Genomic DNA, 14,944 nt, shown 5'->3' on the forward strand with positions numbered 1-14,944 from the left:
GACTATCTGATGCTGTGTAATTACTATCAGGACATTACAATAGAAGGAGAGAAAGAGCAACACCAGTATATTATCAAACTGCCAGATACATTAAATAGTAAAATTTCGTCGTCGCCAATAAGGCTCAATTTAAAAATAAAAAATAAAGCAGTACCTATACCTTATAGTATCATTGATTTTGCTGAGTTAAGTGTAACAGATGTTGATAGTATAAGCATAGAAGAAGGTAAAAGGGATTATATAAATGAATGTTATGGCAAATCAATCTCTGACCTTACAGAGGATAGTTTAGAGATACAAGATATTACAATATTTGATAGTAAAGGTACTAAATGGTCTTTATCCATTGGTTTAGTTGATTATTTTAAAAATCCAGAGAATCAACAAATTGTATTACGAATAAACAATGAGCTTTATAAAATCGATAGTACAAACTTAAGGCTTGAGCATCTAGAGATCAATCCTAGCTCTTTCAGATACTATCAACCAGAGGAACAAGGATTACAAATTTATCATAATCAACCTACTAATAAGAATGATGTTGGTTTAGTTGACTTTAGAGATAAGTCTATATTGGATTTTGATACAGAGATTGCTGATGATAGTTTAGTGTTATCACATAAGAATAATACCTTAGCAAAAGTAGAAAATTGGAATACCTATCAACCAGCAAGGGAAATGATGTTTGCTTTTAATGATACGATGGTTTCTAATTTGAAATGCATAGTCTCTGCTTGTAATTCAGAGGATATTATAGAGGAGTTTAATAAGGAGAAAGTAACTTTATTAAAAGAGCAAATATTTGATGCTGTAGTGCGAGATAATATTAATGAAGCTAAAGATTTAATTAGAAAAATTGAAAGTATTAATACTGAAAGTAGGCATGAATTAACACCTTTGTACGTTGCTATTCGAGCAGGTAGGTTGGACATAGTAGAAATTCTTTTTGATAGAAAGCATTTTAGTGTTAAAGATAAAGACATCCATGGTTGTAACCCTCTGCACTGGGCTGCTCAGCAAGGCAATTTTAATATAGCTAAGTTTTTTGTGGATAAAGGTGCTGATATTGGGGCTAAAGATAATGATGGTAGAACACCTCTACGTGTAGCAGCTTATAGTGGTGACCTAGGTATGGTCAAATTTTTTCTTGATAGGAATATGAGTATTGAGGTTAAAAATAATGATCCATATAAGATGATAGGAGTAGTTGAGGGCGTAAAGAACGAAATTATTAACCAAGCAGATACTGCGGCTAATGTAAAAAAATGGGCAGAGTCTTTTGTAGAGAAGTTAAGATACTCAATAAAAAGTGTAGCAAAAGAGAAGCTAAAGGATGGCATGTTGCATGATGGGTATAGTTCAGTTAATAAACTTGCTAATGAAATTTATAAATCAGATGGAAAGTTGTTCGATGATACAATTAGGGGAGTTATAAATGACGTGTATGGAAAAGTAGATACAAAAAAAATATTAAGTTGTGTACGAAGTCATGGTTATATTGATCAGCTTATTTCAGCTTATATAGCTGTGTTTGATGCAATGCAAAGGAATAATGATTTAAATAATGGTGCAGTATTTAAGTTAGCTTACTATGTTAAAGAAGCAATCGAGATGAAGAACTATCCTGATGTTCATCAAGAAGAAAGATCTAACCTTGAGAAACTAAAAAGCAGATTGCCAAAATCAGTGAGAAATGCAGTATTTGCGTCACAAGTATGTATTAAAAATACTTATCAAAATGAATATTTATATGCTGCTGTTGATTGTTTTAATTATGACACAGAAAGGAGGAAAGCGTTTACTTGGGTTCTTGGGAAAAATGATAAACAAGGTGTGTGGAAGATTCAGCTTGATGGTGATAGCTTTCGTATAGTGAATGTTGAGTTTAATGAACATTTATATGCTGCTAGTAACTATTTTAATTATGATAATGATAGACGAATGGTATCAACTATGTTTTTTTAAAAATTTTTTATTTGTAGTTTTGCAACTTCATATGGGCAATAAAAACCCATTTGTTATAGAAACAGAATTTTGTATCAAACAGCCACCACAGCAATTTCTGCTTAAGTTAATGAATATGCGCTTTTAATGTGTGTGGACGCGCATATTCATTAACCAATTTCAGTTATTGCTATGTAAATTTTTAAATATGCAAATTAACTGCTTCTTTAAGCCTTGCATTAGCAATCACTATTATTTTACGCATTAGAGCTGTTATAGCCACCATCTTTTTCTTACCACTTTCAATAAGCTTAGAATAAAAGGCACCAAGTGCAGATTTGGACCTTGCAGCAGCCATGGCAGCTGTAAAAAGCTTTGAACGAACGTTACTTCTTCCACCTATAATCCTTCGGTAGCCAATAGCTTTACCACTTTCCTTAGGATGAGGCGCAACACCTGCAAGGCTTGCAATTTGCCTTTTATTTAAAGAACCAAGTTCCGGTATGAGACACAATAAACATTGAGAGGTTTTTCTACCTATTCCAGGGACTGTTTCAAGAATTTTTTGGCATCGTTGCAATTCAGGATTTTCATTGACTATTTTTTGTATAGCTTGATCAAGCTTTTCTATCTGGTTGTTGAGGAATTCAATAGCTTGTTGACAACTTTCCTTAATGTAATCATTTCCAGGAGTTTTTAGCCTATTCTTCTCTTGAACAAGCATTTTCGTAATATCGTCACGACGCTGACAAAGTGCAAACAAGGTGGTTTGTTCTTTTGAGATAGATGTAAATAGCTGCAGATGTCCACAACGCTCAGAACCATATTGGGCAAGCGCTTTTGCATCAAGACTGTCGGTCTTTGCCAAAGTTCCATGAGATAGAATGAAGTTTTTAACTTGACGAGTATTAGCACGATGCACAGCAATGTTTCTATCAATAAGAAAATACAATAAGCCAAGCTCATAACCTCCTGTAGCTTCTAAAATTACCATGGAGTTGGGCAAGATATTTGAAAATTTTTGGTAGAATTGTTTCCAACCAACACAACTATTGTCAAATTTGATGACACCTTTTTGTTCATTAACTGCAGTAACAAATTCAAGTTTTCCGATATCAATGCCAATAAAATTTTGATAAGATGTAACCATAAAGAACCTCGAGAGTTTAAGTTAAAATTTAAGATTGTAAACGGGTGCATATATATGTCCCAAACAACTATTCAAACGTCTCGAAGGATAGGCTTGAGTACCTTGATATCTACGTATGTTATAATACTACCGTCTTACGGTCGCTCAAGCCTGGCGATAACCACATTTTTATAGAGTTATCTTCCTTCTTGCTTCTTTTTATATCACATTTCCAACTTACAACTGTCTCTGCTGTCAAACAAATTATCCAACTAAATTACAATTAAATGGTTGATTATTTTTAAGAATACCAAAAAATACATGCATTAATTTTCGCATTAACGCAAGAACTATGACTTTTGGACATTTGCCTTTACTTGCTAAACGCTGACAAAACTTTTGAAAATGATTATTATGGTTTTTGACTACTATAGCTGGCATATAAAGAGCTTTTCGGACGCGCTCAGATCCTATTTTGCATATGCAACTTCTCTTACTTACTGATGATCCCGATTGATAATGTCTTGGCAGCAAAAGCTGTAAATTGTTTAGCATTGTCAAAGTTATCAACTGATGGCATTTCTGCGACAACAGCAACAGCAGTAAGATATCCTATACCTTTTATAGTCTTAAGGTTTTCCACCATATTTTTTAGATGTGGATAGTTATTTATATGCTCATTAATTTCTTTTTCGAGAACAATAATTTGCTCCTCTATTGCCAAAATTACTTTAGATATAGCTTCTTTGCAACTGGAATGCATATTTTTGTTTTCCAAGCGATTCGTCTGTTGCACCTTATCATCTTTTAGCGATTGCATGCAACGGTAAAGCTCCCTCAAATGCCTAATTTCAGGTGCAATGGGCTTCCAAAGAGCAGGTTTGTTGGCGATACAAAATCTAGCTATCATAGCTGCATCTGATTTATCTGTCTTATTTCTGAGCAGCTCACTTTTGCCAAAAGCTTTCTGGGTTTACTATACTGACATTATGTCCTAAATCGTGCATAAAAGTAGCCAAATCTTCTCCATACCAACTAGTTGCTTCAAGACATAAATGAGTAAGATTTGCTCCATGGCCATTGCACCAAACTACAAGTTTTGCAAAACCATCTTGATTATTTTGAAAGACTTTGTGTCGTTTTTTACTGTCCACTAACAAACATCAAATTTCTTTTTTGAAATATCCACACCCAAAATAGCATTTACTTGCATAAAATTCCCTCCAAGACTATAAATAAACTGAGAGTTTAGACTAACCTTGTAATACGGGATATAATTCCAAAAGATACTGTTCAGTCTTTAACTCTATGGGAGGGAAGCAAAATCTGGGATTCGGCCTTAATGGCATTAGCGTCGCATCAGCTTCACCCTCCCTGTGAGGTATTTTAGCTCTAATGCCTCACATCATAAAGATACAACTGTCAAGCACTGGGATGACACCATTCTTTTTCCTGGATCCAAGTAGTCAAGGCACTGGGATGACATCTTTTTTCTTGGTAAAATTACTCTTATATCTCAATGTTCGTACAGCTATGCAAACACAAAGGCAGCGCGTGACGCTGGAATCCAAACTTTAACTAATATGATTACAGAAAGAGAATTTATTAGGTAATCATAGACACTGAAAGTGGTCAGCTTGACCACTTTCAAGTGAAGATGTAACAAAAGCTTCAGTAAAGGTTTATGATGTCATATAATTATGGTGCTCCTTTAAGAAGCACCATTTAGCCAGTGTTTTTCTGAAACTGTACTACCTATTGACATATTCCATTTTGCAATATTTTAGGAGGAGTGCAAACAGGGGTTGTATTAGTTGTCTTACATACCTCTTGTCCTGTTATTGCCTTTACAACTGAAGGAGCACCAAAAAACGCAGCAGTAAACATGCCTAGTGCAAAAAGTGCAGGCCATGGCATTCTGCCAAATATTGAAAGCAAAGCTGCACCAATTATCACTACTGTGATCATCGGCCCACCTAGCGTTTTAGTATAGTTTATTATGTTACATATTGTACTTGTTGTTGCATCATCATCAGCACGTGCATCAAATGCAAAGGAAAGAATTAAAGCCACAAGTAGAAGAAAATTTTTCATTACGCCTCCGATAATTTCTATTTAACGCTGGATTATCTATCATTTTGATTAAATTTAAGTAAACGGTGAGGATTTTTTGCTTAAAAGTATCCTTTATTTCATTTAGAATACTTTTCTTGGTTCGTTTATATTACAGTGCTACAGAAATTTTACAGCATCGTTTATTGCCTTTATCGTGCTTTGATTGACACAATTTATAATGATGGAGTGGAGCACGCAGGGTATTTGTCATTTTTAATCCTGTTATCGATATTTCCTTTTCTCATCGTTTTAATGGCTGTGGCGTCAACATTTGCAAGTTTTTTAGACCAGTATAACATTGGCTGGGTATTTATCATTGATAACATGCCACAGGATATTTTGGCATCTTTGATGCCGCGTATTAGAGAGATAATATCAGGCCCGCCGCAAAGCTTACTAACTTTGGCAATTGTAGGTGCTGTTTGGACCGCCTCGTCAACAATTGAAGGGCTAAGAACAGTATTGAACAAAGCTTATAAAATTCCAGTTTCGCCGCCTTATATATGGAGAAGGGTACTCAGTATATTACAATTTTTAGTGATCACGCTTATTATAACTCTAACTATAGCGTTCTCTACATTAGTGCCAATGCTAATTGATTTTTCCTATCAGGAGCTAAGTTATACTAAATACCTGCTCATTGAATTTGTACTTTTCACAGTAGTCTCTTGGCTATATTTTATGTTACCAAACATAAAACAAAATTTATCAGACGTATTTCCCGGATCTTGTGTAGCTGTTATTCTTTGTACAATTTCTGCTTCAGCTTTCAAGCAATACTTAAAAGCTTCCTTTGATCAACTGAATTTGATATATGGAAGTTTAGGTGGTATGGTAGTGTCATTACTATTTTTTTATATGCTAAGTTTGATTTTTATATATGGAGCAAAATTTAATTTTCAGCTAAAATATTTCAATGAATCTCGCTAAGGAGAAAGAAATGGGTAAGTTAGAAGGTAAAGTAGCTTTAATCACCGGAGCTTCAGGTGAAATAGGTTCTGCTGTTGCAAAAAGGTTTATAAGAGAAGGTGCATGTGTGATTCTGATTTCAAGATCTCTTGATAATCTCAAGCCACTATATAATGAAATTGAAGAGCTTGAAGAATTTAAAGAAGGCTCTGTGAAACTAATTCAGCTTGATCTTTTAGACTTTGAGAATGTAAAGATACTGACAAACATGATAGAAAGCCTGAAATTATCAGAATCTGGAGCACTTGATATATTAGTTGCGTGTACTGGAATTTTAGGGAAACTGAACCCCATTCACGACTATGAGATTGAAGAGCTACAGAACGTAATGAATACAAATTTTACTGCCAATTGGTACTTACTAAAAAACTTAGATCCAATGCTAAAAAAGTCTAATGCTGGAAGAGCGATATTCATGACCTCAGAGGTGACACTTTCTCCTTCCTCTTATCCATATTGGATGCCGTATGCTGCGAGTAAAGTTGCACTGGAAATAATGGTGCAGATATATGCATCTGAGACAAAACATACAAAATTATGTGTAAATGCTGTATACACGGAAGGACCTGTGGGTAGTGAGCAGGCATTTCTTGGAAAAGATACACCTGAATTGGTGTCACCTGATAAACTAACAGACAAATTTGTGGAATTAGCTTCTAACGATTGCAGCATGTCAGGAGAAATCTTACCGCTCAGCAAATCTCCTGAATAAATTACACTAGAAAGGATGTCATCCCAGTGTCAAGCACTGGGATGACATCATTCTTTTTTCTGGATCCAAGTAGTCAGCTACTCGGATGACAAAAAAAGGAGTACTGGGATGACACCAACAGTTGATATTGGTTTGTTGCTTTACTCGCAGCTACTAGCTATACCTCAAGTTTCCTATTCAAAACTTTCAATATTAGATCCAATTCATTTGGATTATTATACCGTATCATAACTTTACCCTTAGAATTGTTGTCATTAATTTTGATCTTTAAACCAAGTTGAGAAGATATAGCGCCTTCTATTACCGTCATATCTTGATTTCTAGTATATTTCTGCTCTTTTTGATTGTTGTTTTGATGTAGGTCCTTTGTCAGTTTTTCAGTTTGTCTAACGCTTAAGCCTTGAGAAACTATTCTTTCTGCAATACTTTCCGCATTTTCAACATTAATCAACGCTCTTGCATGACCCATAGACAACTTTTTTTCGTTGATCATTGTTTTCACCCTACAGGGAAGTGACAACATCCGAATCATATTGGTTATGTGGCTGCGGCTTTTGCCTATAGCTGAAGCTAATTCCTCATGTGTATAGAAGAACTCATCTATCAGTTTTCTGTAAGCTTCACCTTCTTCTATTGGATTAATATCTTGCCTTTGTATGTTTTCAATAATGGATACTTCCAAGCATTCCTTGTCGCTCAGATCTTTTATGATAACCGGCGCACTATCAAGATTTGCAATCTTGCTTGCTCGCCAACGACGTTCCCCAGCTATTATTTCGTAACCATCATCATTTGAATCTTTGCGTACCACGATAGGCTGTATAATGCCGTTTTTCTCTATTGAACTTGCAAGCTCTCTTAATGATTCCTCGTCAAAATGTTTCCTCGGTTGAAATTTGCTTGGGTGCAGTAATGAAATAGGCAAATACTCTTGTCGATCTTCTTTATTATCATAATTATCGCCTATGAGACCGGCAAGACCTCTGCCGAGGCGTCTATCATCCTTCATACTACGCCCTCGCTTACTAGCTTCTTCTCCTTACAACTGCTCGCGTGCTTTTTTAAAATTTCCCTTGCCAAACTTATATATGCTTGTGCACCAGGACACTTAAGATCATACACAATAGCGGGTTTTCCATGAGAAGGCGCTTCTGATAACCGTACATTACGTGGAATAACAGTCTCATACAATGGGATGATAGTTTTGTATACTTTATCATTTAAATACTGGCAAATATCGTTTTTAATCTGTTCACTGAGTTTGTTACGCCTGTCATACATTGTTAACACTATCCCTTCTATTGCCAAAAAAGGGTTTAGGTTATTCCTTTTTATCAGTTCTACAGTTTTAACTAAATGGCTTAATCCTTCCAGAGCAAAAAATTCACACTGAAGAGGAACAATAATAGAATTAGCAGCAGTCAAGGCATTTATGGTTAGAAGTCCAAGCGATGGAGGGCAATCGATGATTATATACTCATAATTATCGCGAATTTTCTCTAATGCGCTTTTTAGTACAAATTTTCCTCGCTCAAGTTGCGATAATTCAATTTCTGCAGCTGATAAATCAACTACTGACGAAATTAGTGATAAATTTGGAATTTCCTTTATATTGAAAATTGCCGATTCTATCAATTTATTTTCGCTGCTTAGTAGTATTTTGTATATGTTTTTTTCTTCCCTACTACGATAAGAAATCCCGAGTCCTGTACTAGCATTTCCTTGAGGATCAAGATCTACCAATAAAGTGCTTTTTCCCACAGCAGCAAAGGCTGTCGATAAATTTATACTAGTTGTGGTTTTGCCAACTCCACCCTTTTGATTTACTATTGCAATAATCTTGCTCACGCCTTTTATCTTATGTATAAAATAATTCTATTGTATATATGCAAGAAACTTTTGCATTAGAAAATTTTTTTGTTGTTAACCACACTAAAATTAGACTGTCTTTTTTGCTTTGTGTAACACACTTTGAACCTTGTTTCCTAATTCATTCAGAGTGAATGGTTTTGGCAAAAAGTGAAAATCTTCTATATTGATGTCATCACTCTTTAAAAAAGCATCTTCTGCATACCCAGAAATAAAAATAACGTTGATATTTGGCCTATGGATCAATGCTTCTTTAACTATTTCTGGGCCGCTCACCTCTGGCATGATTACATCAGTGATTATAAGATCTATGTGTTGACTTTTTTTACTGATTATTTCTAGCGCCTCGCTGCCTATGCTTGCTTCTATTACATCAAATCCTTTCCTTTTTAGTGCTTTAGCAATGAATTCCCTTACTGAATCTTCATCTTCAATCAATAAAATCATACCATTACCTTTAATTTCACTTACTACCGGTCTTTCTATTTCTTCACTATCTTCCTCTCTCAGATTTTCATCTGATATGTAAACCATGGGCAAAAATATGCTAAATTTAGTTCCATGATTTACTTTGCTAGCAACATAGATGTATCCTTCAGTTTGTTTAATAATGCCATATACAGTAGAGAGGCCAAGACCTGTACCAGAGGTAATATCTTTGGTAGAAAAAAATGGGTCAAATACCTTTCCAATTGTATCATTTGTCATTCCACATCCAGTATCAATTACTTCAATCACAACATAATTTCCATGTTCGATCGTTTCCTTATCTGGAGAAAACATATCCTGAGATGTAGAATTTAATGAGTCAATCTTTTGATTAAAGGTTCGTATAGTTAATTCTCCGCCCTTTTCCATAGCAGCACTAGCATTGACTGCTAAGTTAAGTATAACTTGCTCTAATTGCCCTTGATCAGCCCTAACAGCACCCAAGTCTCTACCATAATAAATATTAAATTTTATATTTTCACCTATTAATCTTTTTATCATTTCATAAAGATTAGCTATAGTTCTATTTACATCAATAATTTTTGGCTGCAAGGTCTGTCTTCTTGAAAAAGCAAGCAATTGTCTTACTAAATTTGATCCACGCTTTGCATTTTGCTGTATCTGTATTATATCTCCAAAAGATGGATCACCAGCTGAATGCTGGAGTAAAAGCAAATCGCAAAATCCTATTATCCCAGTCAATATATTGTTGAAATCATGCGCAATACCACCTGCTAACTGCCCTATAGCTTGCATCTTTTGATAATGCTCAAGCTTTATCTCTAGGTTTTTGTGTTCAGTATTGTCAATAAAATAACAAAGTATGAAGATCATTTTATTATGAAGAAACTTATTGAAATATATTTTTATGTTATTACCGCCGTTGAGCTGTACATCAAAAGACGCATTATTTATTCTATTACTCGAAAAATATTCACGTATTTTCACATGATAACTATCCAGTATCAATGTAAAGATTGAATTATTATCTGACCCTGCAAGCTTTATTAGTGCCGTATTTTTCTTTACAAAGTTGCCGTTTATGTCACATTGTGCAATAGCAATTGATGAATTTGCAAAACAAGGGTGTAATTGATAATCAACAATATTTGATTCGGTTGGTGTTATAAAGCCATATATATAGCTATGGTTGTATTTATCACAAAATATAGCAGTGCTCATATAAGCCTTGAATGGAATACCACTTATAGTAAAAAACAAAATTTCATTATCGGTTGTTGTATTGTTATATTTAGATTGAGATATAAAATCACTGATTGAGCTACCTTTTTCCAGTTTTTTCAGTTCAAATATGTCTAAAAATCTTTTATTTACAGATAAAATCACCCCTTTGGCATTTGCAATGTAAGTTCCTATGCTGTGTTTTTCTATTAACTCTTCATATATCTGCTCCTTGTTTATTTGTGTTGCTTTTAATACAAAATACCCATCTGGCCTTGCTATTGGCACTAATGATAAATTTAAAATCTTATTACTATTTATAGCAATTTGGGGATTATCTGGTATCGTCTCAAAGAGCAAAAGAAAGTTAGATACTCTATTCTTCTTGTTTAAGGAAATGCATACCTGTACAGAAGAGTTATTTTTTAGTGCATGATAGAGTACTTTTTTGTCTGCTTCTGAAACATCTCCTATTTCAAGAATCTTGCCTAACGTAATGTCATCATCTATATGATCTTTCAACCTTTCGTAGAACCTTGCATCAGCATAAATAATACCTTCATCTTTATGTAAAATAAGGCAAAATTCTGTATTATGATTTAGTGCATTTGCAAATATTGCATTTTGAAATTCTATAGTATTAAGTAGGTATCTGTAGCGTTTTACATTATATATCATAAAGAGAGTTGTTAGAATGCTAACTAATAAATTAATCTCTATATTAATATGCTGACTATATATATCAAAAAAGTAGAGTATCGATATTGCTACTGAAGGTAAGAGCATAATAACTGCCATCACAACAATTGACATTCCATAATTTCTTAGTATGAAGTCAACCCTGTTCTCTTTTTTGTTATCTATGTATCTTTTATTCATTATTGTTACTTGGCATTGTTGTACATACGAAAATGTTCTATTATATTGATTTAATTATTATAGATTTATTAACGTCTTTGATAAATAATTACCATCCAAATCTAATTAAGTTCCTTAAGTATCAGATATAACAATGTTAATAAGCTAGTAACAGGATATTATGGAAAAACAAAAAACACAAGCATTTAAATGGTTCTGTGCACTAAGAGATAAGATTATAGAATCTTTCTTATCAATTGAAAAACAATCATCCGCAGAGCCAAAGATCGAAAAAAGAAAGTGGGATCGCCCAGGTGGTGGAGGTGGTGAATCTACAATTATTTTTGGTAATGTTTTTGAAAAAGTTGGAGTAAACGTTTCAAAAGTACACGGAAAATTTGCAGATTCAGCCATTAATGAGATTCCTGGTGCAAGTGAAAGTAACGGAGAGTTTTGGGCAAGCGGTATATCTTTAGTGTCTCATATGCAATCGCCCCTTATCCCTGCAGCACATATGAACACAAGGCTGATATATACTTCAAAACAATGGTTTGGTGGAGGAATGGATTTTACGCCAATATATAAAAATGAAGAAGATTGCAAGTATATTCATGAATCAATCAAAATGACATGTGATAGATTTGACACCGGATATTATCCAAAATTTAAAGAGCAATGTGACAACTATTTTTTCTTACAACACAGAAAAGAGCCGCGTGGTATTGGTGGCATTTTCTATGATAATCTGAGTTCTGGCAACTGGGAAAATGATTTTGAGTTCACAAAAGCAGTAGGTGAAGCCTTTTTGGAAATTTATTTGCACATCATACGTAAACATATACAAAAATCTTGGACAAAAGAACAACGAGAAAATCAATTAATAAAACGTGGCAGATATGTAGAATTCAATCTGTTATACGATCGTGGCACAAGGTTTGGTTTAATGACTGACGGCAATCCAGATGCAATTATGATGTCAATGCCACCACTTGTTAAGTGGTTATAGAGAGCTGCTATTAGTAGAAAATAAATCATCATAGTTTAAAATTGTACCATGGTAGTGAGCTTTTATATAGAGGGGTATAATCATGGGTATAATAGATAATTTTTTAATTAAATCTGTCAAAAACAATGACATAAAAGGTGTTAAACTGACTCTAATTCTCTATGATGCATTAAATAGTTTTAGAAAATTCTTTTCAAAGATTATGCCTTTCAAGAATACAGGATCATTTGATATAAATAATAATCAAGCTTTAAATCAGGCTTTAGGACATGCAGTAAAAAGTCTTGATTATGATTTAATGAAATTACTTATTAATGCTGGCGCCAACGTTAATGCAATAGGCAGCGACGGTATAGGAAGTGTAATCTATAATTACGAAAGAGCACTTGCTCATGAGAAAGAGGTTATGCCGGTTCTAGGTAAGGAGTATCTCAAAGACTATAAGGAAAAATGTTGTTTAATACTTGGTGAGTTAGTAATAAATGGTGCAATGCCTCGAAATGTTCCAGAAAAGGAAAAAATATTGAACATTTTCAAAGAAAGAGAGGGTTTTGATGAGTTTAAAGAAGTAGTAAAGCTGAAACTTGAGGCTAACTCAGTTGGTAACATGATACCACCTCAAAAACCTCCTAGAACCTTTGAATATGAGCCAATAACTATGTACGCTGAGGTGAACAACAATGTAATACCACCTCAAAAACCTCCTAGAACTTTTGAGTATAAATCAAAGAATACTGGCTATGATACTTTTCTTTTAAAAGAGCCCATTTACGCTGAGGTGTATGACACTAAGGTTAGTAACTCATTAGGGGAGAATGGTTATTTGAATGTATCAGAAGAGTCTATTTATGCTGAAATATATGATTCACATAAAAAATCTACTGAAAATTTATCATTGGACGATAGTGGTTATTTGAGTATATCAGAAGAACCTATTTATTGCACTATAGATGATTTTTCAGAACAAAAAAAGCCTGCTAGCCTAAAACAGAAAGAGCCAGAACAGTCGTCAGAACCTATTTATGCTAGGGTAGATTTGTCCAAGAAAAGAGCAGAAAGAAAAGCAAAAGACATAAAAGCTAATTCTGGAACTTGCCATGGGTTAGTGCAAGATAAAGTGAATGATTGGCAAGTGAAGCTAAATGAGCAAAGTGCTAATAAGCCGGTAAGTCAGCAAATCAAGACCAAGGCTGGCTTTAGTGTAAAAGAAATAAAACAAAAATATGAGAGTCGGGATTCAGGTTATGATTCTGGCTATGAATCTGATACAAAAATTGAACAATTAGGAATAAAACTTAACACCCCTAACTCTGAAGTAAATTCAGTGAATATTGAATATGGCATAGAGAAAGACGTTTGTGCCATAAAATAATTGACTTTATGTGCATAATCAATATAACTTGAGTTAATTCGCATTGACTCTTTCGTCTAGTGGTTAGGACACCACCCTTTCACGGTGGTAACACGGGTTCAAATCCCGTAAGAGTCACTCAGGTAGAATATAATTAAAGTTTTAAATGGGAAAAATTAGGCTTTATGTTGAAGAAGCTTTATCACAAGGCGTGAGTTTAGCACTTAATCCACAACAAAGTCACTATATTTGCAATGTAATGCGGCTTAAGAAGTATGATAATCTCTCTCTTTTTAATGGAAAAGATGGAGAATGGTTAGGAGAAGTAGTTAATATATCGCGTAAATTGACAAAAGTTACACTCAAAGAATGTACCAAACAACAGCAATATGAGGAAAATTTATACCTGTATTGTGCCATGGTAAAAAGTGCTGCTTTGAACAACATAGTAAGACAGGCAACTGAAATGGGAGTAACCTGCATTCAATTTATTTCAACGGAACGTACAGTAGTAAAAAACATTAACCTAAGTAGAGCAAAATTACAGGCAATCGAAGCTGCGGAACAATCCGGTAGGATGAGTATACCAGAGATTTTGCCTCCTATTAACTTTTGTGAGTTACCTGATTCCCAGAGTAAAAATTTTGTTTTATGTGATGAAACAGGTAAAGCTGACAAAGTGCTGAAAGGCAAAAAAAATGTTGCTATTATTGTTGGCCCTGAGGGTGGTTTTTCATCTTATGAACTTGATCTTGCCGATAAGTTTTGTCAAAAATTGAGTCTAGGAAAAAGAATTTTAAGGGTCGATACTGCTGTGGTTGCTGCACTAACTTTCACCAATTGGTGTAGCTAGATTTTTAAATATGGTTAAGGTTTGGGCCATAGAGAAATCTGATTCAGTGTTGCACGCGCTAAACTCTATAGGCCACCTGCGAAGCAGTTTGCTACTAAAGAGGAGCTAATAAAAAACATATTCTAAAATAATATTAAATCTTATATTATATTTTTTCTAAAATAAACAAATGAACCTTGCATTTTGCCTGAATTATTGATAACCTGAGTAAAGAAGTCGGGGCGTAGCGCAGCCTGGTAGCGCATTTGGTTTGGGACCAAAGGGTCGGGAGTTCAAATCTCTCCGCCCCGATGTTAGTACGATTGTAAGAACGCTGTAACATAAGAGCAATTTCCATCAGTAAGCAAGTAGCTGACACTGGAATGACATCATTTGCCATGTAAATTACGGCATATTACATTTTAACGCTCAAGTTTATAAAATAATTGACAATGTTAGTTTTCTAATTTATAAATAAATTTTGAAAT

Annotated in this window: 12 protein-coding genes, 2 tRNA genes and 1 pseudogene; 9 read left to right on the forward strand and 6 right to left on the reverse strand. The window is 34.2% G+C overall.

All coding sequences use genetic code 11. The features are described 5' to 3' along the window. Positions 1 to 9 precede the first annotated feature (9 nt). Complete coding sequence (locus tag OPR57_RS05670; protein WP_265036230.1) at positions 10 to 1,965, forward strand: ankyrin repeat domain-containing protein; 1,956 nt, start codon at positions 10 to 12, stop codon at positions 1,963 to 1,965. A 181-nt stretch (positions 1,966 to 2,146) separates the two neighbouring features. On the opposite strand, the gene OPR57_RS05675 is transcribed toward OPR57_RS05670, so the two are convergent. Both OPR57_RS05675 and OPR57_RS08180 read right to left on the reverse strand, forming a co-directional pair. Further along, positions 2,147 to 3,094, reverse strand: coding sequence for an IS110 family transposase (locus tag OPR57_RS05675; RefSeq protein WP_265036231.1), 948 nt, complete (start codon positions 3,092 to 3,094; stop codon positions 2,147 to 2,149). A 243-nt stretch (positions 3,095 to 3,337) separates the two neighbouring features. Next, a pseudogene (locus tag OPR57_RS08180) lies at positions 3,338 to 4,286 on the reverse strand (IS110 family transposase). Positions 4,287 to 4,507: 221 nt separating this feature from the next. On the opposite strand from OPR57_RS08180, the gene OPR57_RS05695 reads away from it, so the two are divergent. Then, positions 4,508 to 4,651 (forward strand): hypothetical protein, encoded by a 144-nt coding sequence (locus OPR57_RS05695; RefSeq protein ID WP_265036234.1) that lies wholly within the window; start codon positions 4,508 to 4,510, stop codon positions 4,649 to 4,651. A 177-nt stretch (positions 4,652 to 4,828) separates the two neighbouring features. Here the strand turns inward: OPR57_RS05695 and OPR57_RS05700 are convergent, their stop codons facing one another. After that, on the reverse strand, positions 4,829 to 5,167 hold the full coding sequence (locus OPR57_RS05700) for a TrbC/VirB2 family protein (protein WP_265036235.1): 339 nt from the start codon (positions 5,165 to 5,167) through the stop codon (positions 4,829 to 4,831). Positions 5,168 to 5,359: 192 nt separating this feature from the next. Between OPR57_RS05700 and OPR57_RS05705 the strand changes: the two genes are divergently transcribed. Further along, positions 5,360 to 6,118, forward strand: coding sequence for a YihY/virulence factor BrkB family protein (locus OPR57_RS05705; RefSeq protein ID WP_265037573.1), 759 nt, complete (start codon positions 5,360 to 5,362; stop codon positions 6,116 to 6,118). Next, the gene (locus OPR57_RS05710) at positions 6,105 to 6,869 is read left to right on the forward strand and encodes an SDR family oxidoreductase (protein WP_265036236.1); all 765 of its coding nucleotides are present in this window, start codon (positions 6,105 to 6,107) and stop codon (positions 6,867 to 6,869) included. The genes OPR57_RS05705 and OPR57_RS05710 overlap by 14 nt, the downstream gene beginning before the upstream one ends. 157 nt (positions 6,870 to 7,026) lie before the next feature. On the opposite strand, the gene OPR57_RS05715 is transcribed toward OPR57_RS05710, so the two are convergent. From OPR57_RS05715 to OPR57_RS05725, 3 genes are all read right to left on the reverse strand, one after another. Then, positions 7,027 to 7,878, reverse strand: a complete 852-nt coding sequence (locus OPR57_RS05715) for a ParB/RepB/Spo0J family partition protein (protein WP_265036237.1) — start codon at positions 7,876 to 7,878, stop codon at positions 7,027 to 7,029. Next, a complete protein-coding gene (locus OPR57_RS05720; RefSeq protein WP_006280226.1) occupies positions 7,875 to 8,717 on the reverse strand; it encodes a ParA family protein in 843 nt (280 codons plus the stop codon). Before OPR57_RS05720 ends, OPR57_RS05715 begins: the two co-directional genes overlap by 4 nt. A gap of 90 nt (positions 8,718 to 8,807) precedes the next feature. Then, positions 8,808 to 11,288, reverse strand: coding sequence for a response regulator (locus OPR57_RS05725; protein ID WP_265036238.1), 2,481 nt, complete (start codon positions 11,286 to 11,288; stop codon positions 8,808 to 8,810). A 160-nt stretch (positions 11,289 to 11,448) separates the two neighbouring features. Here OPR57_RS05725 and hemF point away from each other — a divergent pair, with 160 nt between their 5' ends. The 5 genes from hemF to OPR57_RS05750 all read left to right on the forward strand — a co-directional run bounded on the left by hemF (position 11,449) and on the right by OPR57_RS05750 (position 14,768). Beyond that, complete coding sequence (gene hemF / locus OPR57_RS05730; protein ID WP_265036239.1) at positions 11,449 to 12,273, forward strand: oxygen-dependent coproporphyrinogen oxidase; 825 nt, start codon at positions 11,449 to 11,451, stop codon at positions 12,271 to 12,273. Between the two features lie 82 nt (positions 12,274 to 12,355). Next, a complete protein-coding gene (locus OPR57_RS05735) occupies positions 12,356 to 13,645 on the forward strand; it encodes a hypothetical protein (protein ID WP_265036240.1) in 1,290 nt (429 codons plus the stop codon). Between the two features lie 45 nt (positions 13,646 to 13,690). After that, a tRNA-Glu gene (locus tag OPR57_RS05740) sits at positions 13,691 to 13,762 on the forward strand. A gap of 28 nt (positions 13,763 to 13,790) precedes the next feature. Further along, positions 13,791 to 14,477 (forward strand): 16S rRNA (uracil(1498)-N(3))-methyltransferase, encoded by a 687-nt coding sequence (locus OPR57_RS05745; RefSeq protein ID WP_265036241.1) that lies wholly within the window; start codon positions 13,791 to 13,793, stop codon positions 14,475 to 14,477. 217 nt (positions 14,478 to 14,694) lie between these two features. Continuing rightward, positions 14,695 to 14,768: transfer RNA gene (locus tag OPR57_RS05750), tRNA-Pro, on the forward strand. Positions 14,769 to 14,944: the final 176 nt, after the last annotated feature.

Source organism: Wolbachia endosymbiont (group A) of Anomoia purmunda, from assembly GCF_947251545.1.
In the GTDB taxonomy this organism is placed as follows: Bacteria; Pseudomonadota; Alphaproteobacteria; order Rickettsiales; family Anaplasmataceae; genus Wolbachia.

Coding starts and splice junctions, on each gene's coding strand:
- OPR57_RS05715 (WP_265036237.1), bottom strand. CDS start 7,878: ATGAAGGATGATAGACGCCTCGGCAGAGGTCTTGCCGGTCTCATAGGC.
- OPR57_RS05735 (WP_265036240.1), top strand. CDS start 12,356: ATGGGTATAATAGATAATTTTTTAATTAAATCTGTCAAAAACAATGAC.
- OPR57_RS05670 (WP_265036230.1), top strand. CDS start 10: ATGCTGTGTAATTACTATCAGGACATTACAATAGAAGGAGAGAAAGAG.
- OPR57_RS05745 (WP_265036241.1), top strand. CDS start 13,791: ATGGGAAAAATTAGGCTTTATGTTGAAGAAGCTTTATCACAAGGCGTG.
- OPR57_RS05700 (WP_265036235.1), bottom strand. CDS start 5,167: ATGAAAAATTTTCTTCTACTTGTGGCTTTAATTCTTTCCTTTGCATTT.
- OPR57_RS05675 (WP_265036231.1), bottom strand. CDS start 3,094: ATGGTTACATCTTATCAAAATTTTATTGGCATTGATATCGGAAAACTT.
- OPR57_RS05710 (WP_265036236.1), top strand. CDS start 6,105: ATGAATCTCGCTAAGGAGAAAGAAATGGGTAAGTTAGAAGGTAAAGTA.
- OPR57_RS05725 (WP_265036238.1), bottom strand. CDS start 11,288: ATGAATAAAAGATACATAGATAACAAAAAAGAGAACAGGGTTGACTTC.
- OPR57_RS05695 (WP_265036234.1), top strand. CDS start 4,508: ATGACACCATTCTTTTTCCTGGATCCAAGTAGTCAAGGCACTGGGATG.
- hemF (WP_265036239.1), top strand. CDS start 11,449: ATGGAAAAACAAAAAACACAAGCATTTAAATGGTTCTGTGCACTAAGA.